Raw genomic sequence first — 22,129 nt, forward strand, 5'->3', positions numbered from 1 at the left:
ATGGTCGCCGCCCCCCATGGGAAAGTCCAGTGAATCCGTTGAAAGCGCTTTGCAGGTGTCCCTTGTTCCCCCCAGCGCCTGGGCGCCCGCGCTCCTCTATCCTCTATCGCGGGCCGCTGTTCTTTGGCTGTGGCACCAGCTTGCCTGCGGCCCGCTTGCGGGGCCGGCCGAGCAGGCCGACGGAGATGGCGTAGCTGAAGAGATCCAGGTCGCCGCGCAGCCCGAGCTTGCGCATGGCGGACACCTTCTGGGTGCTGATGGTCTTGACGCTGCGCCCGAGACTCACGCCGATCTCGCTGACGGACATGCCCGACAGGTAGAGCCGGATCACATCGGTCTCGCGCGGGCTGAGGGCGCTGAACCGGGAGCGCACGTCCACGTCCGGCCCGGTGCTGTCCAGCAGTTGCCGGATCGTCGGCGACAGGTAGCGCACGCCGTCGAGCACCTGCGACAGGCCAACCGCGATATGCGAGGCATCGTCGAGCTTGCTGACCACCGACAAGCGCTCGAACCGGACCAGCCTGCCGATCTGCACGGGGTTGTCCAGCATGGTGACCACCAGGATCGACAGGGCGGGATAGCGCCGCCGCACGAACTCGATCATGTGCAGGCCGTCGCCATGGGCGCCGCCTGGCATCGCGTAGTCCGTCAGCAGGATGTCACACGGTTTCCGGCTGAGCGCCGCGAGGATTTCGGTGGAGTTCCTCGCGATGCCGGCGATCTCTATGCCATCGAACTGCGCCAGCAAGCCTCTCAAGCCCAGCAGCATGACGGGATGGTCGTCGGCGATGACGATGTGGGATTTGGCGTACGAGCGGTTAGCCGGCATGGGCACGGATCCACGACGACAATCGGCGGCAGCGCACGCATCGCGGGGACCGCTCCGTTGGCCCCGGCAACTGGCGTGGGCAAAGAGGGGTGACGTCGCTCATGGCAGAGTTCCTTGCGCTCCTGATTTGTGACTGCTGACTGTATCGCTGGGAACGCGATGCCGGTTTGAGAAATTTCCTCATTTCGCCGCAAGCGCGGGGGCGAGCCGGGAACTGCGCGGAAATGGTGTCCAAAGCAGAAAATTCTGGGGTTTGATTCAGCGCTGTCGTTGCCTGGGGAGACATTTCCTGCGGCACCGCTGCGCCGAGGCCCCGTGCTGGCGGAGTTGCCAGGCAGTCTGCGGGGCTTCATTAGCGCCTTTCTCCCCAGGTTTTTCTCCCGATTGCCTAGGAAACTTCCCAACGGAAAGCGCAGGGACGTCGCCATCCCTTGTATGGCCTCTCGTAAAAAGTGACTTTTTAGCACTTTTCCTGGTATTCCCAAGTGCCGAAACGACGTGCCCGCGCACGATGCAGGGGTGAGTTTCCTCTGCTTTGCGAAATTTCCGACGGCTCATTCGGAAGTTTCACGCCAGTTTTGGGGCAACTTCACCACATAATCCGCGCTTCACCTTTTAGTTGCCGGCTGTCGCCCGACGCAGGTGAGTTCGTTTTTTTGGCAGTCTTGGGGAGAGCGCGAGTGGCAATTATCCTGATCGTCGACGATCATCCCGCACTGCGCCTGGTGATCAAGACCCAGTTGTCGCAAGTGCTCGGGGTCAGCCATATTCTGGAAGCCGACAACGGCCAGACTGCCATTGAAGTCGCACGGCAGTTCGAGCCCGATCTTGCCGTGCTGGACCTGGATATTCCCCGTATCAGCGGGCTGGACGTGATCCCGCGCCTGAAGCGGATTTATCCGCCGATCCGGATCCTGGTGATTTCGGGTCAGGACCAGGCCGTCTTCGCGCCGCGGGTGCGGCGGGCGGGCGCCCAGGGCTTCGTCAGCAAGATGCAGGACATGAAGGAAATCGTGCGCTGCTTCGAATGGGTGATGGCCGGCTACACGGTGTTTCCCGAAATGCGTTATGAGCGCGAGCTGCCGCAGCTCAACCAGCGGCCGGATGAAGAGCGGCTCGCCTTGCTCTCGGACAAAGAGATTGTCATCCTGCAGATGCTGGTCAGGGGCTTGTCCAACAAGGCGATCGGAGACCTCTTATTTATCAGCAACAAAACGGTGAGCAGCCATAAGACCCGCATCATGGGCAAGCTGCGGGCTACCTCGCTGGTGGACTTGGTCGACTTAGCACGGCGCTGCCGCCTGACGCCTTCGCAATGACGCCAGCCAGTGGCCGCTCATTGGCAGCGGGGTAACAATATGCAGTTGTTCACAGAGGCAAATACATGATCCGTGCGCTATTACTCAGTACTACCGAGAGTGGCGTGCAAGCGTTGCAAATCAGCGGGCTGGCGGCCGTGCTTGCGGGCCTGGGCTTTTCCGTCGAGCACGTGGGCCTGGCCAGCCCGGATCCGGGGCGCGTCCAAAGCGAGCCGCCCAGGCTGGCACTGGTCTGGCTGGCCGATGACCATGCCGGCGAGCTCGCCCGCAGCGACTTCGGCCTGTCCTCGGACAGTCTGTTGTTTTCGGTGGTTCAGGCCGGCGCGGACGCGAGCGTGGTTGATGCGGCCCGTGGCGCCGCCTTCGATGCCACGCTCAGCGCGCCGGTCAACGTCAGCTCGCTGGCGCACGCGCTGGCCGAGCACGGGTTTGTCGCGGTGTCGCCCGGCGAATGCGCGGCCGTCGGCACGCTGCTCGATACGCTCGCGGGTGGTGATGCGGATATCGTCAGGGACCTGGTGGACAGCCTGGTCGAGACCAATCGCATTGACCTCGAGATGATGCGCACGGCGCTGGCGGACGGCGCCTGGCAGCGGTTTGGCAGCGGGGCTCACCGCATCAAGGGCTCGGCCAGGATCCTGGAGTGCGGGGCCCTGGTCACGCTTTGCGGCCGGCTCGAATCCGCCGCCCAGTTCGGCGACCTCGCCACCGCGCAAGCCTTGCTGCCGATTCTTGCCCCAACGCTGGCGCACCTTGACGCGTCGCTGGCGGCGCTGCGCCCGCCCCCCCGCGCGGCCTGAGCGCTATCTCTACTCTAAGCGCGATCACAACCGCTGCCCCGGCAACTAGCCCGGTTGAGCGTTGCCCTTGGCTGTGCGCGCGCCGCTGCGCAGATGCCCGCGCAACGCGCGTTCCAGCGTGGCCAGTCCCACCGGCTTGACGATCACTTCGCTCATTCCCGAAGCCAGCGCAAGCTGGTGATCCTCGCTCTGCGCGCTCGCGGTGCAGCCGATGATGGGGATGCGGCCCAGCGCATCCTTGCGCGCGCGTATCGCCCGGGCCAGGCTGAAGCCATCCATCACCGGCATCATGCAGTCGCAGATGATCAGGTCCGCAGGGCACCGCTGCAGGTCCTGCAAGGCAATGGCGCCGTTCTCCGACGTCGCCACGCTAAGGCCAAGCCGCTCCAGCTGGCGCGCCATCAACAACCGGTTGGGCGCGTGGTCGTCCACGATGAGCACACGAGTGCCTGGTGCAAACAGCGCGATGCCCGCGTTGCCGGCAGGCGGCGCGTCTGCCGGGGGCGGCGAAGCCGAAACCTCCAGGTTGAGGCGCACCAGCACCTGCGTGCCGCGTCCCGGCTCGCTCTCCAGGGTAATCTCGCCCCCCATCTTGCGTACCAGGTTTTGTGCGATGGACAGGCCGAGGCCGGTGCCGCCGGTGTTCGCGCGCTCGGTTGACTCCACCTGGGAAAAGGGCCGGAACAGCTTGCCGATCGCCTGCGCGGGAATGCCGATGCCGGTGTCCGTGATGCTGAGGCACAGCGCTTGCGAGGCTCCCGGCGCGGCAGAGCCGTCGAGCCGGATATCCACGCTGCCGCGCTCGGTGAAGCGGATGGCATTGGAGAGAAAGTTGCTGATGACCTGCTTCATGCGAAGGATATCCACGCGATGCGCCGGCGCCACGGCATCGCTCACGCAGACGTTCAAGGCCACGCCCTTCTGGGCGGCGACGGGACCGAACATCTGCGTGACTTCATGCAGGCCCTGGCGCAGGCTGGCGGCACGGAGTTGCAGCGTGAATTGGCCGGCCTCCATCTTGGAGAGGTCCAGGATATCGTCCAGCAGCGACAGCAGCGATGTGGCCGCGCCATGCGCCGTGCCGAGTTGCTCGCGATCCTCGTGCTGGGCGTGCGGGCGCGTCAGCACCAGTTCCAGCATGCCGAGGATGGCGTTCATCGGCGTGCGTATCTCATGGCTGATCGATGCCAGGAATGTCGACTTGGCACGGTTGGCCGCCTCGGCGCGGTTCTTGGCGGCAGCCAGTTCGGCCAGCATCTGCTGGCGTTCCGTCACATCGATCCAGCCGCCGACGATGCCGGCCGTGCTGCCATTGGCGCGGCGCAGCGGCACCACCCAGCTGATCACGCTGCGCGGCGTGTTGCCGATGGTCAGTTGGCGATCGGCGCTGGACGGCAGGCCGGTGCACAGCACGCGTTGATATACGGCCATCAGTTCTTCGTGGCTGATATCGAGGTTGACGACGGAGCTCACGAAGGCCGGCCCGGTCCCGGCCAGCGCCCGCCGCGTCGTGCCCAGCGCCGTTTCGTAGGCGGTGTTGCAGGTGATCATGCGGAGCTGGTTGTCGCGAAGGTAGAGAGGCTGGGGAATGCCGTCGAGCACCGCCGTCTGGAACGCGACCTGGTCCTGCAAGGCACGCTCGGCCGCGGTGCGCTGGGTCACCTGCCGGCGCAGCGAGGTCACCCACGCCAGAAACAGCAGGCTGACCAGCAGCAGCGCGGTCGCGCCAGCCATCAGCCATGGCAAGAACTGGCGCCAGGCGAAGCCCGGCGCCCTGGGTTCTGTCCAGTGTGCGCGCATGGCGCCAAGCTCGTCGCGCGAGATGCTGAGGATGGCCTTGTTGATGATGCCCAGCAATTCCGGGTGCTGGCTGCTGACACCCACGCCGACTTCCAGCGGCACGCCGCCCGCGGCCGCGGCGATCTTGAGCCGGCCGGCATAGGTTTGCTTGATCATGTGGTCGGCCATGAAGGCGCTGGAGATGGTGGCATCCGCGCGTCCCGTGGCGACCATGCGGAACGCCTCATCGTATGAGTTGGTCTCGCGCTGGCTCACCGCGTAGCAGGCCCGCACGAGATCGTTGATCCCGTTGAGCGGCGGCCCCGCGATGACTTTGTTGGCAAGGTCGGACAGGCTCTTGATGCTGTCGTTGCCGGCGCGCGTGACAACGACCCAGTTGCCGGAAAAATAGGGCGCGCTGACCGAGAGCGGGGCGTTGCCGGTGGCGGCATGGTTTAGCGGCAGGACGGGCACCACGTCCAGCGTGCCGTTCTTGAGCGCGGCGGTCACGTCTGCGGCGCGGGCCGGCCAGTAAGGGACGAAACGCAGCCCGGTGCGCTGCGCGATCACTCGCAGCACTTGCTCGGTGAGCCCGTCCAGGCGTTGCCCGGCGTCGACGAACAGGAAGGGAACCTGGTCACGCGCCGCCAGGTAGCGCACCTCCGGATGCAGGGCTGTCCAGGCGCGCTCTGCCGTGGAGAGATTGAGCTTGTCGGTGATATCGAATTCGAGCGAGCTGGGCGTCCAGAAGGCGTCGATCTCGCGCTTGCGCGCCGCGGGCATCTGCGCCAGCGCCTGGTCGATGATCCGGCCCAGCGCGGGGTCGCTCACGGCGAACGTGATGCCCTCGTGCGCCAGCGGCGCGAAGTTGCGCGCCGTTAGTTCGTCGTAGCGGTATTGCTCGACGAGGTAGCCGGCCGCGGTGGCGTTGGTGACCATGACGAAGTCCGCATCCCGGGAGAGCTGGTCGAGCGCGCCGAGCAGGTTCTCGAACGGCAGCAGCCGCGCGCCAGGGTAGGCTCGCTGCAGCGAGGCCGGCGAGACTTCGCCCGCCAGGTAGCCGATGGCCCGGTTGGTCTGGCTGCGCGCACCGTCTCGCTGCGACACGACCTCGATCAGGCGCTGGTCGTGGTACGGCGCGGTTCGCGCGCCGGTGCCCGGGTTGTCCAGCGAGGTGGTGATCAGGTCGATGGCGCCGCTGGCCAGATGGCTGCGTGCCAGTTTGTGCGAGGGGTAGCGCTGGATCTGCGCCGGCACGCCAAGCCTGGCCACTACCACGGCAAGGTAGTCGGCGGAAATCCCGCGGTAGTCCCCACTCAGGTCGACCAGGTCGAACGGCGGCAGGTAGTTGCCAACCACGCCCACCCGCAAGGCCTTGTGCGCGCGGCGCCATGCATGCAACGCCGTATCGTCGCCCTGGGGCGCCGCGGCATGGTCGATGGCATCGCTTGGGCCGCCGGGGTCCAAGCGCACCTGTGCGTTCAGGCGCAACGTGCGCAGGGGCTCGGCAGGCAAGGTAGCCAGCGCTGGCGCGCCCTGGCAAAGCGCCAGCAGCAGCACAAACAGTTGTCGGCGCCACCAGTTGGCCGGCACGCACCGGCTCGCGGTGGGCGAGCCGTCCGCCGGATGCGGGGAACTGCAGATGCACATAAGGGATTCTCGAGGAGGGAGGCGTGCCGGATCTGCGCACGCATGGGGTTGCAGCCTCCAGGCGACGCCGAGCGCCAGCTAGGAAGTGCATGCCTTGGCCCAAATGTACGGGCCGCGCTTGCGCGCAGATTTGAGAAATGTCTGAAAAGACCTGCAGAACTTTCCGAGGCTGGCGCGCTGAAAATCCGATGCGGGCAGGTCACATCCCGTGACACTGTCACATGAAAGTGATGTTTAAGGCGTGACAAGCCAGCTTAGGAGGCTTCTTATATCGAGATAGGGCCCGGCTATGCACCATCCATAGTGAAAAGCAATCGTTGTCTTTGTAACGATGAATTGTACAAATCACATGGGCGCGGACAAAATCGGGTCTTCGCTGCAACACGCGGCCATCCACCCCCAAGTCACCCAGGAGCTAACCCATGCTGCAATCCCGTGAAGGTCAACGCGTTCCCAATGTCACGTTCCGTGTTCGCGAGAACAACGAATGGAAGACCGTGACCACGGCTGACTTGTTCGAAGGCAAGACCATCGCGCTGTTCTCGCTGCCGGGCGCATTCACCCCGACCTGTTCGTCCACCCACCTGCCGCGCTACAACGAGCTGGCGCCGGTGTTCGCCAAGCACGGCGTGGACGCGATCCTGTGCGTCTCGGTCAACGACACGTTCGTGATGAACGAGTGGGCGAAAGACCAGGAGTCGGAAAACATCGTGATGATTCCCGATGGCAACGGCGAATTCACCGAAGGCATGGGCATGCTGGTCGACAAGGCTGACCTGGGCTTTGGCAAGCGCAGCTGGCGCTATTCGATGCTGGTCAAGGACGGCGTGGTCGACAAGATGTTCATCGAGCCGGAAGAGCCGGGCGACCCGTTCAAGGTGTCGGACGCTGACACCATGCTCAACTACATCGCCCCCAACGCCAAGAGGCCCGACCAGGTCGTGGTGTTCTCCAAGGTGGGTTGCTCGTTCTGCGCCAAGGCCAAGCAGATGCTGTCGGACCACGGCTTCGAGTACATCGACGTGCCGCTGGAACACAAGATCCGCGGCAAGGTGCTGGGCGCCTTGTCGGGCGACATGACCGCGCCGCAGATCTTCATCAACGGCAAGCTGATCGGCGGCGCCGACGCGCTTGAGACCTACCTGGTTCGCTAAGCCTTAGCCAGCCACGCAACACGCAACACGCAATACGCAAAACACTTGAACGCCGCAGGGCACGGCCGCCGGCAAGGCCGGCAGCCGTGCCCCAGTCGGCGGACCCGATGGCAACGCCACCCGGTGCCATCCGGTCCGTTGATTGACACAGCCTTTACCAGGAACGCCGACATGACCACCCCGCAGAACGTGCAAAACGCGCAGAACTTGCAGAACGTGAAGACCGTGCAAACCATCCAGACCGATGTCGCCGTGATCGGCGCCGGCACGGCGGGCCTGGCCGCATACCGCGCGGCCCGCGCCGCCGGCAAGCGCGCCGTCATCATCGAAGGCGGCCCCTATGGCACCACCTGCGCCCGGGTGGGCTGCATGCCCTCCAAGCTGCTGATCGCCGCGGCCGAGGCGGCGCATGAGCTGCGCCACACGGCCCCCTTCGGCGTGCATGTGGATGGCGAGATCCGCATCGACGGGCGCGAAGTCATGGCGCGCGTCAAGCGCGAGCGCGACCGCTTTGTCGGCTTCGTGGTGCGCGGCGTGGACGGCATTCCCGCCGAGGACAAGGTGAGCGGCTATGCCCGCTTCATCGACAACACCGTGCTGCAGGTTGGCGAGCACACCACCGTGCGTGCCAGCCGTGTGGTGATCGCCACCGGCTCCAGCCCGGTGATCCCGCCGCCGTTCAAGGTGTTCGGCGATCGCCTGGTGGTCAACGACGACGTCTTCGCCTGGGACGACCTGCCGCGCCGCGTCGCCGTGTTCGGCCCTGGCGTGATCGGGCTGGAACTTGGCCAGGCGCTGTCCCGCCTGGGCGTGCAGGTGCGCGTGTTCGGCTTGCGCGGCGGCGTGGGCCCGCTGACCGATCCGGCCATCAAGGCCAATGCGGTGGCTAGCTACCGCGAGGAGTTCTTCCTCGACCCGGACGCCAGGCTGGGCGAGATGCACCGCGATGGCGACGAGGCGGTGATCAGCTTTACCGATCTCTCGGGCAACACCGTGACGGAGCGCTTTGACTACGTGCTCGCCGCCACCGGCCGCCAGCCCAATGTGCACGGCCTCGGGCTTGAGCACACCGGCCTGGCACTGGATTGGCGCGGCGTGCCGGTATTCGACCCGGCCACCCTGCAATGCGGCACGGCGCCGATTTTCATCGCCGGCGACGCCAACGATGTCCTGCCGCTGCTGCACGAAGCTGCCGACGAAGGCAAGGCAGCCGGCGAGAACGCCGCGGCCTATCCCGAGGTGCGCCCGTTGTCGCGCCGCGCCCCGATCGGCGTGGTCTTCACCGACCCGCAGATCGCCATGGTGGGCCAGCGCCATGCCGACCTCGAGCCGGACAGTTTTGTCACCGGCGAGGTGAGTTTCGAGGACCAGGGCCGCAGCCGCGTCATGCTCAAGAACCGTGGACTGATGCACGTCTATGCCGACAAGGATAGCGGGCGCTTTCTCGGTGCGGAATGGACCGGCCCGCGCGCCGAGAATATCGCGCACTTGCTGGCCTGGGCTTACCAGCAAGCACTCACCATCGAGCAGATGCTGGCCATGCCGTACTACCACCCGGTGGTGGAAGAGGGCCTGCGCACCGCGCTGCGCGATGCGGCCGCGAAGCTGGCCGGCTGAGCCCGGTCATCACGATCATCACGGTCACGCTGAACGTGGCGCTGGTGATCGGCATCCTTGACTACTTTGGCATCCAGACCACCGGCTTCGTTGCGCCGGCGCCCCATTGACGACGCTGTGATTCCGTTGTAGGCAGCGCGGATGACGGACTTGCCTGCCTGGCCGGCTTGCAGTTGCCCGTTTTGTGGGCAGTCCGATGGGGTCCGCGTGCTAGAGCCATTTGCGGAGCTTGTTGACAGTGTTATCCACATAAAGTGTGGATAACACTGTCGGGCGGCAGCAGGGGAAATGTGAGGCCCGGCGGGTTTGTCAAGCCCCGGGGCCAGGTTTTTGCTGGCGGCGGTGGGCGCGACGGCGTCCGGTGCGCAGGTCCTGCCGGCTTGTGCTGCCAGCGCGGAATCGGCGAAACTCGTCGCCGGGAGTGATGGGCATGGCACTGGCTGCCGCCATGCCCATGCCGCGATACCCCATCCCGCGATACCCCATGCCCTATTCCAACCCACCATCACCCGAGGACAACACCATGCCATTCCTGATCGAAACCTGGGACAAGCCACAGCACCAGCAAGTGCGGCAAGCGGCCCGAGCGGGGCACCTGGCGTTCCTGGACGCCCAGAAGGCCCTGCTGCTGGCTTGCGGGGCCAAGCTCAACGATGACGGCAGCGATGCTGGCGGCGGCTTCTACATCGTCGACCTCGACACCCGCGACGCGGCGCAGCAATTCATCGATGCCGACCCGTTCACACAGGCCGGCCTGTTTGCCGAGGTGCGCATCACGCGCTGGCGCAAGGCCTATCTGGGTGGTGAGTGCTACCTGTAGCCAGCGGGCGCGATGCGTCGATGTCTTGATGCCCCGATGCCCCGATGCCTTGACGGACGGGGTGCGCGCTCAGCCGCCCCGTGCCACGTCGGGCGCATCCGGCTCACGCCGTTCCAGGTTGGCGTAGGCATCCGCCGCGATCACGCCGAACATGATGTGGGCGAACAGGCTTTCCCACCCGCGCGCCTCGTCGAACCAGTTGAAGTACCGGCCCATCACGTAGAAGTTCACCAGATAGACCAGCACCCCGAACACCGCGCCCGCCAGCGTGGCCATGCCGATGCTGGAATCAAAGCGGAACGAGGCAATGAGCATGGCCAGGATCGTCGCCAGCACGATCGACAGGCCAAAGTGCACGATGCCCGCGGCCAGCACGATGGTCCAGCTGAACGCGTCGGCGGAGGCCAGCGCCTGCCGGCCGAGCATGAGGGCAGCCACCATCTTTACCGTGCCCCACGCCCCCTGGTACAGCACAAAGCGTGCCGTCAGCAGCTCCAGTACGACGTACAGCGTGCCCGCGATCAGCCCTGCAATCGCAGCGGCGCGCCAGTCCGGCGCGCGGCGGGCGAAATGGTGCGGCTGCATATGCAAATGGAGTTCCATGAACGGCTCCTTCTCACCAGCGGCCTGAAGGCCAGGCCCTTGTGATAGTTTTAGCCTATCCGCTGGAAATGCCAAGGCCGCGAGTGCGCGCGAAGCGCCTCGGGCGGCAGCCTGGGTGACGAGAAAGAAACGCGAGGAATTGGGCCGCAAGGGCCCCGGTTTCAGCCCGCGGCTTGCGGCGCGAGCGTTACCACCAGTTCGCCGCCGCCATAGGTAGCCTGGATCGTATGCGCGCCGGCCGGCACGTCGAACGGGCGCGTCAGCGTGCCGGTGGTTACCACGGTGCCTTTGCGCAAGGTGACGCCGCGCTCGGCGGCATGCGCGAGCAGCGATTGCAGGGCTTCCAGCGGGTAGACCGCATCGTCGCCGGCAAGCGGTTGCGCGCAAGCCACGCCATCAAGCGCCACGCTGGCGCTTGCGCGCACGTCTTCCATGCTGTCGGTGTCGATCTTCGCGCCCAGCACCAGCGCGTGCAAGCCCACGTTATCGCCGGCAAAAGCCGGCATGCCCACCGCAATGCGGTCTTCATAGCGCGACAGCACCACCTCGACGGCAACCTGCGCGCTTTCGATCAGATCGGCCAGCGCTGCCGGCGCGAGTTCGGCCTGCAGCGGCGCGACGTCGCGCGCCAGCCGCACGGCAATCTCGAATTCGATGGTCACCACCGCACCCGCGGGGACCGGCACGGTGTCGCCCGAGGCATAACAGCGCGATGCCCCCACCTGGCCCACTAGCGGGCGCGCCAGCTTTGCGCGCCGCATGGCGTTGGCACTGCCGACACCCAGCTTCCAGCCCACCACCGGGTCCCCCAGGGCTGCGATAAAGCGGTCCTGCACGTCATAACCGCCGCCGAGCGTCGCCGGCTTGGCGTCGGCGGGCAGGTCAGCAAATTGCACGCCGCGCCGGCAGGCATCGGTCAGCAGCATCGCCGCGGGGCCGGGGTTGAAGGGTTCGCTCACGAATTCTCCTGGGTGATCGGTGATGGATGATGGGTTGTTGAATAGCGAGGGCTGGCCGGGCCGCGGCACGAAAGCGCTCAGAAGCGATGCCGCTCCGAGCTGCGCCCCACGATCGACGCACCCGCGATCAGTTCCTTGAGCAGCGCTTGCGAGGCGTGGCCGCTGGTGCGGTAGGGATCGAGCTCACCGTGGGCGGAATACTTCAGGATGGTGGCCATATTGACCTTGCCGGTATTGACCAGGCCCATTGCCCAGCCGGCAAACTCGCGCTCGAGGATTTCCTCGTAGTGCAGCAGCACCACGTCCTCGTGGCGCGTGTCCCGGCCGATTTGCTGGTACAGGCGCGAGACTTCCGTGCGGCCGCCTTCGAGCGCCTGCATGAAGATGCCATTGCCGTAGCACAGCACGCCGGTGATGCCGTGCTTTGGGTTATTCGCCACGCTGGTAGCGACGATGGCGTCTACCAGCGCGGGATCGGCCGGCTGGCATGCGCGGCTGGCGTAGAGCAGGCGTACGAGCATGTTGTCTCCACTGGGTTTGCGTGCGAGGCATTGAATCGCGCTGGCTCAGTCGCGCGTCCGGTTCAGCAGGGTCAGGAACTCGCGGCGCAGGCTGTCGTCCTTGAGGAACGAGCCGCGCATCACGCTGTTGGTCATCTTTGCATCGGTGTCGCGCACGCCGCGCCAGTGCATGCAGAAATGCTCGGCTTCCATGACGATGGCCAGCCCGTCCGGGCTCATCTTTTCCTGCAGCAGGTCGGCCACCTGGGTCACGGCTTCCTCCTGGATCTGCGGACGGCACATGATCCATTCGGCCAGGCGCGCGTACTTGGACAAGCCGATCAGGTTGGAATGCTGGTTGGGCATCACACCCACCCACAGCTTGCCAATGATTGGGCACAGATGATGCGAGCAGGCGCTGCGCACGCGCAGCGGGCCCACGATCATCAGCTCGTTGATGCGCTCCGCGTTGGGAAATTCGGTCACATTGGGCTGCTTGACGTAGCGGCCCGCGAAGATCTCCTTCAGGTACATCTTGGCCACGCGGCGCGCGGTCTCGCGGGTGTTGTGATCGTGATCGATATCGATCACCAGGCTACGCAGCACCTCTTCCATGCGCGACTGCACTTCATCGAGCAACTCGTCCAGTTCGCCGGGCTCGACATACGCGGAGATATTGTCGTTGGCGTGGAAGCGCTCGCGCGCCGCCTGCAAACGCGACCGTATGCGGGTCGACACACTACCCAAGGCCTCGTCGAGGCCGGGGTCGGGTGCTTGGTGGTCGGATTCCATATCGTGCGGTTCGTGGCTGTCGTTGAAGGATCGTTGAAAGGCTGGCGAGCAGGCGGGCATGGCGTGCCGATCCACCGCTGGCCCGGAAGGCCTCTGGTCGCCTGTGGTCTGCGCTTTGCGCTTACTTTACAACAATATCCTGCGCCGGCACCGGCTAGCCATGGGTGCATGGCGCGCAACAGCGCGGGGGATGGGAAGAGGGGGCGGCCAGATTACGACGTGGCTGGGCCGCATCGCGGGCGCAGGCCCTTGGCAGGGATGGCTACAGCGCGGCCTGCATCAAGGTGGCGGACGGCGGGCAGGCTTCGCGGGACAGCGCGGTATTGAGCAATTCCGGGGGCATGCAGGCGCGCTCCACGCGCTCAAAGCCCAGCCGGGCAAAATAGTCGACGGCGGTGGTGGTTTGCAGTACTACGGACTGCACGCCGCGCGTGCGGGCCTCGGCCAGCATCGCAGCCACCAGCAATTCGCCCAGGCCCGCCGAGCGCGCGCGCCCGGCCACGGCGACCGAGCGCAGCACGGCCACTTGCCCATAGTTCTCCACGCCGGCGCAACCGAGCAGGCCAGCGTTGTCGCGTACCACCAGGAAATTGCCGATTTGCTCGGCTACGCCGTCAACCGGCAAGCCGCAAGCCTGGAGCAGATCCTGTACTTCCTTACTGTCTTTTTCGTTTGCATAGTGCGGGCGCATGTTGCCCTCCTGCCCTTCGGGCTGTTATTAGTATCTTAAGTTCAGACTGGCTTTACGGTGCCTAGGGATAGTTCTTAAGTAGATTCGCGTACTGGACAGCCGGCATCGTCGATTCCGTCCTGAAAAGCCACACCCGGGGCCTGCGGATGCGGGTTTTCACCAGCGCGCTATCACCTTGGACGTGCGATAGCGACCGTCGCGCGCCCGCCGTGCTTGCGGCCGCGCGATTGCCCCCTGTACGGTCGGATGCGGAAATCCGCTACCATGCCTTGCAGGCAACTGGTCCTGCATTCCAAAGGCAAAGCAAAAGCGACACTCCATGGCTGCGGCACCTGCTTCCCCTTCCGCTTCGCTGCTGCGGGCACGCAGCGCGGGCATCCTGAAGACCGATGAGCTTGGCCAGCGCGCCGGCCGTTCTCCAGACTATGGGGCGGAATGCGTGGCCTTGCGGCGCCTGGCAAGGGCGCTGGTGTCGTCTGACCTGGCTCTATTGCAATCCCTGGCCAATTCGGCGCTGAAGCTCTGCGGCGCCGGCAGCGCCGGCATCAGCCTGCCTGAGGCCGCCGGCGATGGTGCGCAGACGTTGCACTGGACCGCCACGGCCGGCCTGTGCAATGACCTGGTCGGGCATGCCGTGCCTTATGACGATAGCCCGTCGGGCATTGCGCTGGAACTTGGCAGCCCGCAACTGCTGGCCTACCCGCAACGGCATTTCAACTGCCTGCCGCCGCTGTCACCCGAGGTGGTCGAGGAACTCGTCGTCCCGATCCCCGGCGATGGCGAGCCCTGGGGCACCATCTGGGTCATGACGCATGAGCACGAGCGCGTGTTTGACGAAGAAGATGCCCGTCTGCTGGAGAGCCTGGCCAGCTTTGCCGGCGCGGTGCTCAGCATGTCGCGCAGCAAGGATGCCGCGATCGCCGAAGCCGCGCAGGCCCGGGCCGCGCGGGAAGCGCTGCAATTGTCGGATACGCGCAAGGACGAATTCCTCGCCATGCTTGGGCATGAACTGCGCAACCCGATTGCTGCCATCGACAGCGCGATCAAGGTCAGCAAGCGGCTCGCGCAGGTGCAGCAGGCTGGCTCCGACATGCTGGATATCGCCGAGCGGCAGATGCGCCAGCTCAAGCGCCTCACCGACGACCTGCTCGATGCCTCGCGCATCAAGCAAGGCAAGGTGCCGATCGTGCGCACCCACGGCAATATGCAGGACATCGTGGCCGATGCCCTTTCCTCGGTGGCATCGGATATCGAATGGCACGGCAACGTGCTGACCACGGACCTGCCCGAGACGCCCGTCATGGTGAACGCGGATACGGCACGGCTGACGCAGGTGGTCACCAACCTGTTGTCCAACGCGATCAAGTACACGCCGCGCGGCGGCGCCATGAACCTGTCGGTCCGGGTAGAGCCATCGCCCCATGGCGAGGCGCCGGCAGAACACGACGCCGGCAACGCTGGCGGCGCGTCGGCGCCGGAGATCGATCCCGATCGCATGGATACCCTGGTGATCACCGTCAAGGACGATGGCATCGGCATCGATCCGGCGTTCCTGCCCAATGTGCTGGATATGTTCAGCCAGTACGCAAGCGAATCGCAAGGCGGCGGCCTTGGCGTGGGCCTGGCCATCGTCAAGCGCATGGTGGAACTGCACAATGGCACGGTGACGGTGCACAGCGATGGCAAAGGCCTGGGCACGACGGTGCAGGCGCGCCTGCCCGTGGTCTGCGCCCATGCGGGAGCGCCCAACGCCGGGCAGGCAGGCACGCTTGCGGCGATGCGCATCTTGCTGGTGGACGACAACACCGAAGCCCTGCGGGCGCTAGGCATGTTGCTGGAGATGGACGGGCACGAAGTCAAGCTTGCCGCCAGTGGCGAAGACGCGCTGGAGATCGCGCAAGGGTTCACGCCCGACGTGGCGCTGATCGATATCGGCCTGCCCGGCATCGACGGCTTCCAGCTGGCGCAACACCTGCGCGAGCTGCCCGCCTTCGCGTGCACCCGCCTGGTGGCATTGAGCGGCTATGCCTCGGAAACCGACAAGGCTCGGGGCGCGGCGGCAGGCTTTGATTCCCACCTGACCAAGCCACTGGCGCTGGAAGCCCTGGCGGAGATCCTGTCGCGGCAGTAGCCATGCCGCGGGATGCAAGGCCCCGTGCATCCCGCGGCTCTCCCTGTAGGACATCACCCCACCCGAATCAGAATCCCCCCTACGGCAGTGTCGTGCCAGCCACTCCATACTGGAGATACGCCAACGCTATTTGCCGTCGAATGCTTGCCTTCCTGCTGCTCACCCTCGCCGGCCTCGGGGTCATGGTGATCGTCATCTGCCTGACCAAGTAAGCCAAGCGCGTCATCAGCGCCAACTATCCCCGCAAACCCCTTGCTCCGCCCGAACTGTCACGCTAAGCTTCGCCCTGCATTGTATGCAAAAAATGAACGCAAAATAAATCTGAACCCAATCAGGAGACAAGCGCAATGGATCTGGCGCAACAGTACATTCCCAATCTGCTCAATGGCCTGGAGTGGTCCGGCTGCGCGCTGGCGATGAGCGGCTCTTTGCTGGTGGCCTTGCACAACAAGGCGTCGCGCTGGGGCTGGATCGCCTACCTGTGCTCCAACATCGTGTGGAGCGTGTTCGCCCTGGTGACCGGCACCTACGGCCTGTTCGTGCAGCAACTGGGCTTTACCGCGACCAGCATCTACGGCCTGTACCGCCACACGCAATTTCACCGGCAGCAAGAGAGCGGGCAAGGTGCCGGACAGCCCACGCCTGATCCGGCCTGAGGCACTGACCTCGGCTACCCCGTTGGTAACCCCGTTGGCAACCCCGCCAGCGGCATCGTCCGCGCGGCAATAGCCGCGCCTAGCCTATCGCCCGCGCCGAACTGCTCACTGCCCGTGCACACTGCAACAGCGGCGGCCCGAGCTTGCGCTCCGCTTCCTCGCGGGTCCAGCGCCCGGTGGGCGCCACCAGATGGATCGCGCCAAGCGGCCGTCCATTGCCCCCGATCACCGGCGCGGCGAGGGTCATGTCGCCAAGGAACAGTTCCTCGCTGTTGACCGCGTACCCGCGCTGCCGGGTCTCACGCAGCTTCTCCATGATGTCCTGCACTGCAGTGCAGGTGTGGACCGTATGCGCGGTCCGCGCCGAGCGCTCGATCATGGCGCGCGCTTCGTCTTCCGGCAGCGCGCTCAGGTAGGCGCGCCCCGAGCCGGTGCAGTACATCGGGATACGGCTGCCAATCGGCATATGCACCGGCACGAAGTGGGCGCTGACAAAGCGCGCGATATAGACCATGTCGAGCAGGTCCGGCTCTGTCAGGCACGAAGTCTCGGTGGTGACCTTGGTCAGCTCGGAAAGGAAAGGGTTGGCCACTTCGATCAGCGGGTTGGCGGCCAGGTAGTTGAAGCCGATTTCCATCACGCGGGGCGTCAGCTGGTAGCGCCGCGTCTGCGGATGCTTACGCAGATAGCCGAGCTGCTCCAGCGTAAAGACCATGCGCTGGGCCGAGCTCTTGTTGATGCTGGCCGCATCCGCCACGTCCGCGATCGTCATGGTGCGGCGCTGCGCGCTGAACGCGCGCAGCACGGCAAGCCCTTTCTCCAAAGACTGGTTGAACAGGAGGCTGGCGGAATCGTTGGCTTCAGGCTGCGACATGGTTGTGCTTCAAAAGGCATTTATTCAGTCTGTAGAATCGCATATCGATTCTAATAAAGCAATTACTGGTTAACGACAATTAATTTTCGAGCATCTGTAATTGAAAATTGGCATGCTCATTGCATAAGTCGGTGGGTCGCCCCATCCGGGCGCCTTTTGTTCCCTTCCGCTAGGAGTGTCCGCATGTCTCGATTCACCATGTCCCGCCGCGCCGCACTCATCCTGTGCGCCGCCAGCACCGTTTCGCTCACCTGGGCCCAGGGGGCAGCGCCGACCTACAACGTGGGCGCGACGGCCACCGGCGTGCCGTTTACCTTCCTGGACGTGAAGACCAACACCATCCAGGGCATGATGGTCGATACGGTCACGGCCGTTGGCAAGGCGGGGGGCTTCAACGTCAATGTGCAGCAGACCGTTTTCTCCGCGCTGATCCCGTCGCTCACCTCCAGCAAGATCGACATCATCTCGGCTGCCATGCTCAAGACGCCGGCGCGCCAGCAGGTGGTGGACTTCAGCGATCCGGTCTATGCCTACGGCGAAGGCCTGATCGTCAAGGGCGACGACAACAAGCCCTATGCCTCGCTGGACGAACTCAAGGGCGAGGTCGTGGGGGCCCAGGTGGGCACGGTCTTTCTCGACATGCTCAACAAGAAGGGCATCTTCAAGGAAGTGCGCAGCTACGACTCGGTGGCGGACATGACGCGCGACCTGACGCTGGGCCGCATCAAGGCTGGCCTGGGCGACCAGCCCATCATCGCCTACCAGATCCGCCAGAATGCCTTCCCGGGCGTGAAGCTGGCCGCCAGCTACAAGCCGGTCAACGTCGGCGACGTTTGCCTGGTCGTGCGCAAGGGCGACACCGAGACGCTGGCCCGCATCAACAAGGCCATCGCCAAGATCAAGGCCGATGGCACGCTGGCCGGCATCATCCAGAAATGGAACATGTGAGTTCCCATGGATGCCAACTTTTTCCAGCACGCGCGGGAGTTCCTGCCGATCCTGCTGCAGGGCGCGGTGGTCACCGTCGAGGTGACCGTCCTCGCCTTTGTGCTCAGCAGCTTGCTCGGGCTGGCGCTGGCGCTGATGAAGCTGTCGCCTGCGCGTACGCTGTCGTGGGGCGCGTCCGGCGTGATCAACGTGATCCGCGGGCTGCCCATCATCGTGCAGCTGTTCTACATCTACTTTGTGCTGCCGGATGCGGGCATTCACCTGACGGCCTTCCAGGCCGGCGTGATCGGCCTGGGCATCGCTTACTCTGCCTACCAGGCTGAGAATTTCCGCGCCGGCATCGAGGCCGTCGACCCGGGCCAGCGCGAGGCCGCGCAGGCCATGGGCATGCGCCCGGCGCTGGTGATGCGCCGGGTGATTTTGCCGCAGGCGTTGCGCATCTCGCTGCCGCCGTACGGCAACACGCTGGTGATGATGCTTAAGGACTCGTCGCTGGTGTCCACCATCACGGTGGCGGAGATGACGCGCGCGGGCCAGCTGATCGCCTCGTCCACATTCCAGAACATGACGGTGTACACGCTGGTGGCGCTGCTCTACCTGCTGATGAGCTTGCCGCTGGTGTTCGGGCTGCGCCGGCTTGAGCGTCGCCTTGGCGTGGGGAGGAAAAAGCCATGATCCGGATCGACAACCTGCAAAAGTACTTCGACGACCACCACGTGCTGCGCGGCGTGAGCCTGCATGTCGACGCGGGCGAGGTAGTCTGCCTGATCGGCCCGTCCGGCTCCGGCAAGTCCACCGTCCTGCGTTGCATCAATGGGCTGGAGTCCTACGAGGGCGGCGAGATCCGTGCCTTTGGCGAGCGAGTGGACCGCGGCGGCAAGGACATCCACCGGCTGCGCAGCCGCATGGGGATGGTGTTCCAGCGCTTCAACCTGTTCCCGCACCGCAGCGTGCTGGAAAACGTGATGGAAGGCCCGGTGTACGTGAAGGGCGAGAGCCGGGACAAGGCGCGCGGCGAAGCCATGGAACTGCTGGAAAAGGTCGGCCTGGCCGCCAAGGCGCAGGCCTATCCGCCTCAGCTCTCCGGTGGACAGCAGCAGCGCGTGGCGATTGCCCGCGCGCTGGCGATGCGGCCCGAAGCCATGCTGTTCGACGAGCCCACCTCGGCGCTCGACCCGGAGCTGGTGGGCGACGTGCTGGAAGTCATGCGCAACCTGGCGCGCGAGGGCATGACGATGATCGTGGTGACGCACGAGATGGGGTTCGCGCGGGAAGTGGCGGACCGTGTGTGCTTCCTGCACAGCGGGACCATCGTTGAGGAAGGCGCCGCCGCGCAGGTGCTGGGCGCGCCCAGCCACGCCCGCACGCAGGATTTCCTGCGGCGCGTGTTGCACAAGCCAGTGGAAGCCGCGGGGGACCTGGCGCTATGACCTCCAGCCAGTTCACGGCAAACCGGCCGGCCCCGGCCACCGCGATGCCTTTGCCGTCCTCCCTGTGGGCGGCTACGGCCCCGCCTGCGCCGCCCACGCCCGCGCTGCGCGAATCGCTCGCCACCGACGTGCTGGTCATCGGCGGCGGCTTCACCGGCCTGTCGACCGCGCTGCACCTGGCCGAGGGCGGCGCGCGCGCGTGCGTGCTGGAGGCCAACGAGCCGGGCTGGGGCGCGTCCGGGCGCAACGGCGGCCAGGTCAATCCCACGCTCAAGCATGATCCCGACGAACTGGTGCGCCTGTTCGGCGCCGCCCGGGCCGAGCCGTTGCTCGATGCGGTGTCGCGTTCGGCCGACCTGGTGTTCGACCTGATCGCGCGTCACGGCATCGATTGCCAGCCCGTGCGCAGCGGCTGGCTGCAGCTTTCCTATTCACCAGGCGCCGTACCCGCCATGCACGCGCGCGCCGAGCAATGGGCGCGCCGCGGGGCGCCGGTGGAAGTGCTGGACCGCGCGGCGGTAGCACGGCGCGTGGGCACGCAGGCCTTCGCCGGCGGCTGGCTGGATGGGCGCGCTGGCGCCATTCAGCCGCTGGCCTATACGCGCGGGCTGGTCAGCGCCGCGCAGCAGGCGGGCGCCACGGTGCATGGCGGCACCCCGGTGACGGCGCTGGTGCGCCAGGGCACGCACTGGGTGGCGACGACTTCCTTGGGCGCCACGGTGACGGCCACGCAAGTCGTGATCGCCACCAACGGCTACACCGGCCCGCTGTGGCCCGGCCTGGCGCAAACGGTACTGTCGGCCAACAGCTTCATCGTGGCCACGCAACCGCTCCGGGATGCCGAGGCGCACGGCATCCTCACGCAAGGCGAGACGGCATCCACCTCGCAGCGGCTGTTGCTGTATTTCCGCAAGGATGCGCTGGGGCGCCTGCTGATGGGGGGCCGAGGATTCTTCGCCGATCCGCGCGGGCCGCAGGACTTCGCACACCTGGAGCGCTCGCTGGAGCTGCTGTTTCCGCAACTCGGTCCGCTCTCCTACGAGTACCGCTGGGCTGGGCGTATCGCAATCACGCGCGATTTCATGCCCCACGTGCATGAGCCCGCGCCGGGCGTCGTCATGGCGCTGGGCTGCAATGGGCGGGGCATCGCGCTGTGCACCAGCCTGGGCCAGCATATCGCGGCACGGCTGGCGGGCAAGGGCGGGGATTTCCCATATCCCATCACGCCCGTGGCCGGGATACCGCTGCATGGCCTGCAGCGCTTCTACATTGCAGCGGGGGTGGCCTGGTACAGCCTGCTCGACAAGCTGGGCGCCTAAAGCAGCAGCGTGGCCAGGGCCGGCACCAACGCCAGTGGCATCACCAGCGCGCCGATGCGCAGGAACTGCAGCGCGCCGACGTGATGGCCCTCGCGCCGCAGCGCTGTCAGCCATAGCAGGGTCGCCAGCGAGCCCGTCACCGACAGGTTGGGCCCGAGGTCGATGCCGATCAGCACCGCGTCGGTGACCTGCGTGGAGGCATGGCTGGCCGCCAGCGCCGAGGATGCGAACAGCCCGGCCGGCAGGTTGTTGACCACGTTGGACACCAGCGCCACCGTGCCGCCGGTTACCCAGACACCGGCCGTGGGCGACTGTTGCGACAGCGCCTGCACGACGTGGGCGAGCTTGCCGATCAGGCCGGTCTGCTCCAGGCCCGCCACCAGCACGAACAGCCCTGCCACCAGCGGCAGCACGCCCCAGGAAATCTCGCGCAGCGCCGGCAGGCACAAGCCGGGCCGGCAGGCGCAGACCAGCAGCAGCGTCGCCACGCCGGCCAGGCAGGTCGGCCAGCCCAGGTCGGCGCCCAGCAGCGAGGCCGTCAGCAGCACCAGGCCCATGACCACGATGCCGGCGGCGGTCAGCTTGGCCTCCAGCGACAGCGGCGGCACCGGCACGTCGGTCGCGATGCGCTCGCGCAGCGCGTCGCGCTGGGTCCAGTAGAGCGCGGCGAAGGTGGCCACGATGGCCACCAGCGATGGCAGCGTGAAGCGCGCCAGCCAGCCCATCAGCGACGGCATGTGCTCGCCGAAGATGACCAGGTTGGCGGGGTTCGAGATCGGCAGCACGAAGCTGGCGGCGTTGGCGATGAACGCGCAGCTGTACAGGTAGGGCAGCGGATGCTTGACCTTGGCGGCGCGGGTGGCAGCCAGCACCGCCGGCGTGAGCACCACGGCGGTGGCATCGTTGGACATGAACACGGTGACCAGGGTGCCGAAGCCATAGACCAGCAGGAACAGCCGCCGTGCCGATCCGCCGGCCTGGCGCACCGCCACGCCCGCTACATGGTCGAACAGCCCGGTCTTGCGCGCCAGTTCCGACACCAGCATCATGCCGCCGAGAAAGAGGTAGACGTCATACCCGCGCGCCACGGCGGCCATGGCATCGGGCACGGCAAGCAGGCCGGTGACGCACAGCAGCAGGGCGCCAGCTACCGCCCAGAAGGCCTCCGGGAGCCGGAACGGCCGCGTGATGACGCCAATGGTGGTGGCGGCTGCCACCGCCCAGATCAAGGGGCCGCTGTATGGGGAGAATGGCATCG

At 65.9% G+C, this 22,129-nt stretch carries 20 protein-coding genes and 1 pseudogene; 12 read left to right on the top strand and 9 right to left on the bottom strand.

Features of this window, described 5'->3' with window-relative positions; translation table 11 throughout:
* Positions 1–103: 103 nt before the first annotated feature.
* The gene (locus tag AC1Q7Q_RS23215; RefSeq protein WP_492371802.1) at positions 104–829 is read right to left on the bottom strand and encodes a response regulator; all 726 of its coding nucleotides are present in this window, start codon (positions 827–829) and stop codon (positions 104–106) included.
* Between the two features lie 680 nt (positions 830–1,509).
* On the opposite strand from AC1Q7Q_RS23215, the gene AC1Q7Q_RS23220 reads away from it, so the two are divergent.
* Together AC1Q7Q_RS23220 and AC1Q7Q_RS23225 are read left to right on the top strand one after the other, a co-directional pair.
* On the top strand, positions 1,510–2,148 hold the full coding sequence (locus AC1Q7Q_RS23220) for a response regulator (RefSeq protein WP_492371801.1): 639 nt from the start codon (positions 1,510–1,512) through the stop codon (positions 2,146–2,148).
* 104 nt (positions 2,149–2,252) lie between these two features.
* Entirely contained in the window at positions 2,253–2,948 is a 696-nt protein-coding gene (locus AC1Q7Q_RS23225; RefSeq protein ID WP_492371800.1) for an Hpt domain-containing protein, read from the top strand.
* Between the two features lie 45 nt (positions 2,949–2,993).
* On the opposite strand, the gene AC1Q7Q_RS23230 is transcribed toward AC1Q7Q_RS23225, so the two are convergent.
* Positions 2,994–6,377: an ATP-binding protein gene (locus tag AC1Q7Q_RS23230; RefSeq protein ID WP_492371799.1), complete on the bottom strand. Its 3,384-nt coding sequence runs from the start codon at positions 6,375–6,377 to the stop codon at positions 2,994–2,996.
* A gap of 422 nt (positions 6,378–6,799) precedes the next feature.
* On the opposite strand from AC1Q7Q_RS23230, the gene AC1Q7Q_RS23235 reads away from it, so the two are divergent.
* The 4 genes and pseudogenes from AC1Q7Q_RS23235 (at position 6,800) to AC1Q7Q_RS23250 (ending at position 9,968) form a co-directional block, all read left to right on the top strand.
* On the top strand, positions 6,800–7,531 hold the full coding sequence (locus AC1Q7Q_RS23235; protein WP_043356588.1) for a glutathione peroxidase: 732 nt from the start codon (positions 6,800–6,802) through the stop codon (positions 7,529–7,531).
* A 225-nt stretch (positions 7,532–7,756) separates the two neighbouring features.
* The gene (locus AC1Q7Q_RS23240) at positions 7,757–9,148 is read left to right on the top strand and encodes a dihydrolipoyl dehydrogenase (protein ID WP_492371847.1); all 1,392 of its coding nucleotides are present in this window, start codon (positions 7,757–7,759) and stop codon (positions 9,146–9,148) included.
* Between the two features lie 11 nt (positions 9,149–9,159).
* Positions 9,160–9,243, top strand: a pseudogene (locus tag AC1Q7Q_RS23245) (mechanosensitive ion channel family protein); the annotation flags it as partial.
* A 428-nt stretch (positions 9,244–9,671) separates the two neighbouring features.
* The gene (locus AC1Q7Q_RS23250) at positions 9,672–9,968 is read left to right on the top strand and encodes a YciI family protein (RefSeq protein ID WP_416053306.1); all 297 of its coding nucleotides are present in this window, start codon (positions 9,672–9,674) and stop codon (positions 9,966–9,968) included.
* Between the two features lie 69 nt (positions 9,969–10,037).
* Here the strand turns inward: AC1Q7Q_RS23250 and AC1Q7Q_RS23255 are convergent, their stop codons facing one another.
* From AC1Q7Q_RS23255 to arsN2, 5 genes are all read right to left on the bottom strand, one after another.
* Positions 10,038–10,571 (bottom strand): hypothetical protein, encoded by a 534-nt coding sequence (locus AC1Q7Q_RS23255; protein WP_492371798.1) that lies wholly within the window; start codon positions 10,569–10,571, stop codon positions 10,038–10,040.
* 161 nt (positions 10,572–10,732) lie between these two features.
* Positions 10,733–11,530: a fumarylacetoacetate hydrolase family protein gene (locus AC1Q7Q_RS23260; RefSeq protein ID WP_492371797.1), complete on the bottom strand. Its 798-nt coding sequence runs from the start codon at positions 11,528–11,530 to the stop codon at positions 10,733–10,735.
* A gap of 77 nt (positions 11,531–11,607) precedes the next feature.
* Positions 11,608–12,051: a BLUF domain-containing protein gene (locus AC1Q7Q_RS23265; RefSeq protein WP_492371796.1), complete on the bottom strand. Its 444-nt coding sequence runs from the start codon at positions 12,049–12,051 to the stop codon at positions 11,608–11,610.
* A gap of 45 nt (positions 12,052–12,096) precedes the next feature.
* A complete protein-coding gene (gene folE / locus AC1Q7Q_RS23270; RefSeq protein ID WP_492371795.1) occupies positions 12,097–12,822 on the bottom strand; it encodes a GTP cyclohydrolase I in 726 nt (241 codons plus the stop codon).
* A 262-nt stretch (positions 12,823–13,084) separates the two neighbouring features.
* Positions 13,085–13,513: an arsenic resistance N-acetyltransferase ArsN2 gene (arsN2, locus tag AC1Q7Q_RS23275; RefSeq protein ID WP_492371794.1), complete on the bottom strand. Its 429-nt coding sequence runs from the start codon at positions 13,511–13,513 to the stop codon at positions 13,085–13,087.
* 319 nt (positions 13,514–13,832) lie between these two features.
* On the opposite strand from arsN2, the gene AC1Q7Q_RS23280 reads away from it, so the two are divergent.
* Positions 13,833–15,644 (top strand): hybrid sensor histidine kinase/response regulator, encoded by a 1,812-nt coding sequence (locus AC1Q7Q_RS23280; RefSeq protein ID WP_492371793.1) that lies wholly within the window; start codon positions 13,833–13,835, stop codon positions 15,642–15,644.
* A gap of 347 nt (positions 15,645–15,991) precedes the next feature.
* Positions 15,992–16,300 carry a nicotinamide mononucleotide transporter gene (locus tag AC1Q7Q_RS23285; RefSeq protein ID WP_150985017.1) on the top strand — a complete coding sequence of 103 codons (309 nt, stop codon included), beginning with the start codon at positions 15,992–15,994 and terminating at the stop codon, positions 16,298–16,300.
* 79 nt (positions 16,301–16,379) lie between these two features.
* On the opposite strand, the gene AC1Q7Q_RS23290 is transcribed toward AC1Q7Q_RS23285, so the two are convergent.
* Positions 16,380–17,174 (bottom strand): IclR family transcriptional regulator, encoded by a 795-nt coding sequence (locus AC1Q7Q_RS23290; protein WP_492371792.1) that lies wholly within the window; start codon positions 17,172–17,174, stop codon positions 16,380–16,382.
* A 183-nt stretch (positions 17,175–17,357) separates the two neighbouring features.
* On the opposite strand from AC1Q7Q_RS23290, the gene AC1Q7Q_RS23295 reads away from it, so the two are divergent.
* Genes AC1Q7Q_RS23295 through AC1Q7Q_RS23310 form a run of 4 tightly spaced genes read left to right on the top strand, consistent with a single transcriptional unit; the run spans position 17,358 to position 20,871 of the window.
* Positions 17,358–18,122 carry an ABC transporter substrate-binding protein gene (locus AC1Q7Q_RS23295; protein ID WP_492371791.1) on the top strand — a complete coding sequence of 255 codons (765 nt, stop codon included), beginning with the start codon at positions 17,358–17,360 and terminating at the stop codon, positions 18,120–18,122.
* A gap of 6 nt (positions 18,123–18,128) precedes the next feature.
* A complete protein-coding gene (gene ehuD / locus AC1Q7Q_RS23300) occupies positions 18,129–18,797 on the top strand; it encodes an ectoine/hydroxyectoine ABC transporter permease subunit EhuD (protein ID WP_253929039.1) in 669 nt (222 codons plus the stop codon).
* A complete protein-coding gene (locus tag AC1Q7Q_RS23305) occupies positions 18,794–19,552 on the top strand; it encodes an amino acid ABC transporter ATP-binding protein (RefSeq protein ID WP_492371790.1) in 759 nt (252 codons plus the stop codon). Before ehuD ends, AC1Q7Q_RS23305 begins: the two co-directional genes overlap by 4 nt.
* Complete coding sequence (locus AC1Q7Q_RS23310; RefSeq protein ID WP_492371789.1) at positions 19,549–20,871, top strand: NAD(P)/FAD-dependent oxidoreductase; 1,323 nt, start codon at positions 19,549–19,551, stop codon at positions 20,869–20,871. The genes AC1Q7Q_RS23305 and AC1Q7Q_RS23310 overlap by 4 nt, the downstream gene beginning before the upstream one ends.
* Here AC1Q7Q_RS23310 and AC1Q7Q_RS23315 read toward each other — a convergent pair.
* Positions 20,868–22,127, bottom strand: coding sequence for an arsenic transporter (locus AC1Q7Q_RS23315; protein WP_492371788.1), 1,260 nt, complete (start codon positions 22,125–22,127; stop codon positions 20,868–20,870). The genes AC1Q7Q_RS23310 and AC1Q7Q_RS23315 overlap by 4 nt on opposite strands.
* Between the last annotated feature and the right edge of the window lie 2 nt (positions 22,128–22,129).

It is taken from the genome of Cupriavidus sp. GW823-FHT07A04, assembly GCF_058794615.1.

Bases quoted from the DNA above. Each gene is read 5' to 3' on its own strand.
- AC1Q7Q_RS23215 (WP_492371802.1), bottom strand. From the start codon at position 829: ATGCCGGCTAACCGCTCGTACGCCAAATCCCACATCGTCATCGCCGAC.
- AC1Q7Q_RS23230 (WP_492371799.1), bottom strand. From the start codon at position 6,377: ATGTGCATCTGCAGTTCCCCGCATCCGGCGGACGGCTCGCCCACCGCG.
- AC1Q7Q_RS23235 (WP_043356588.1), top strand. From the start codon at position 6,800: ATGCTGCAATCCCGTGAAGGTCAACGCGTTCCCAATGTCACGTTCCGT.
- AC1Q7Q_RS23250 (WP_416053306.1), top strand. From the start codon at position 9,672: ATGCCATTCCTGATCGAAACCTGGGACAAGCCACAGCACCAGCAAGTG.
- AC1Q7Q_RS23255 (WP_492371798.1), bottom strand. From the start codon at position 10,571: ATGGAACTCCATTTGCATATGCAGCCGCACCATTTCGCCCGCCGCGCG.
- AC1Q7Q_RS23265 (WP_492371796.1), bottom strand. From the start codon at position 12,051: ATGCTCGTACGCCTGCTCTACGCCAGCCGCGCATGCCAGCCGGCCGAT.
- folE (WP_492371795.1), bottom strand. From the start codon at position 12,822: ATGGAATCCGACCACCAAGCACCCGACCCCGGCCTCGACGAGGCCTTG.
- arsN2 (WP_492371794.1), bottom strand. From the start codon at position 13,513: ATGCGCCCGCACTATGCAAACGAAAAAGACAGTAAGGAAGTACAGGAT.
- AC1Q7Q_RS23280 (WP_492371793.1), top strand. From the start codon at position 13,833: ATGGCTGCGGCACCTGCTTCCCCTTCCGCTTCGCTGCTGCGGGCACGC.
- AC1Q7Q_RS23285 (WP_150985017.1), top strand. From the start codon at position 15,992: ATGGATCTGGCGCAACAGTACATTCCCAATCTGCTCAATGGCCTGGAG.
- AC1Q7Q_RS23290 (WP_492371792.1), bottom strand. From the start codon at position 17,174: ATGTCGCAGCCTGAAGCCAACGATTCCGCCAGCCTCCTGTTCAACCAG.
- AC1Q7Q_RS23295 (WP_492371791.1), top strand. From the start codon at position 17,358: ATGTCTCGATTCACCATGTCCCGCCGCGCCGCACTCATCCTGTGCGCC.
- ehuD (WP_253929039.1), top strand. From the start codon at position 18,129: ATGGATGCCAACTTTTTCCAGCACGCGCGGGAGTTCCTGCCGATCCTG.
- AC1Q7Q_RS23305 (WP_492371790.1), top strand. From the start codon at position 18,794: ATGATCCGGATCGACAACCTGCAAAAGTACTTCGACGACCACCACGTG.
- AC1Q7Q_RS23310 (WP_492371789.1), top strand. From the start codon at position 19,549: ATGACCTCCAGCCAGTTCACGGCAAACCGGCCGGCCCCGGCCACCGCG.
- AC1Q7Q_RS23315 (WP_492371788.1), bottom strand. From the start codon at position 22,127: ATGCCATTCTCCCCATACAGCGGCCCCTTGATCTGGGCGGTGGCAGCC.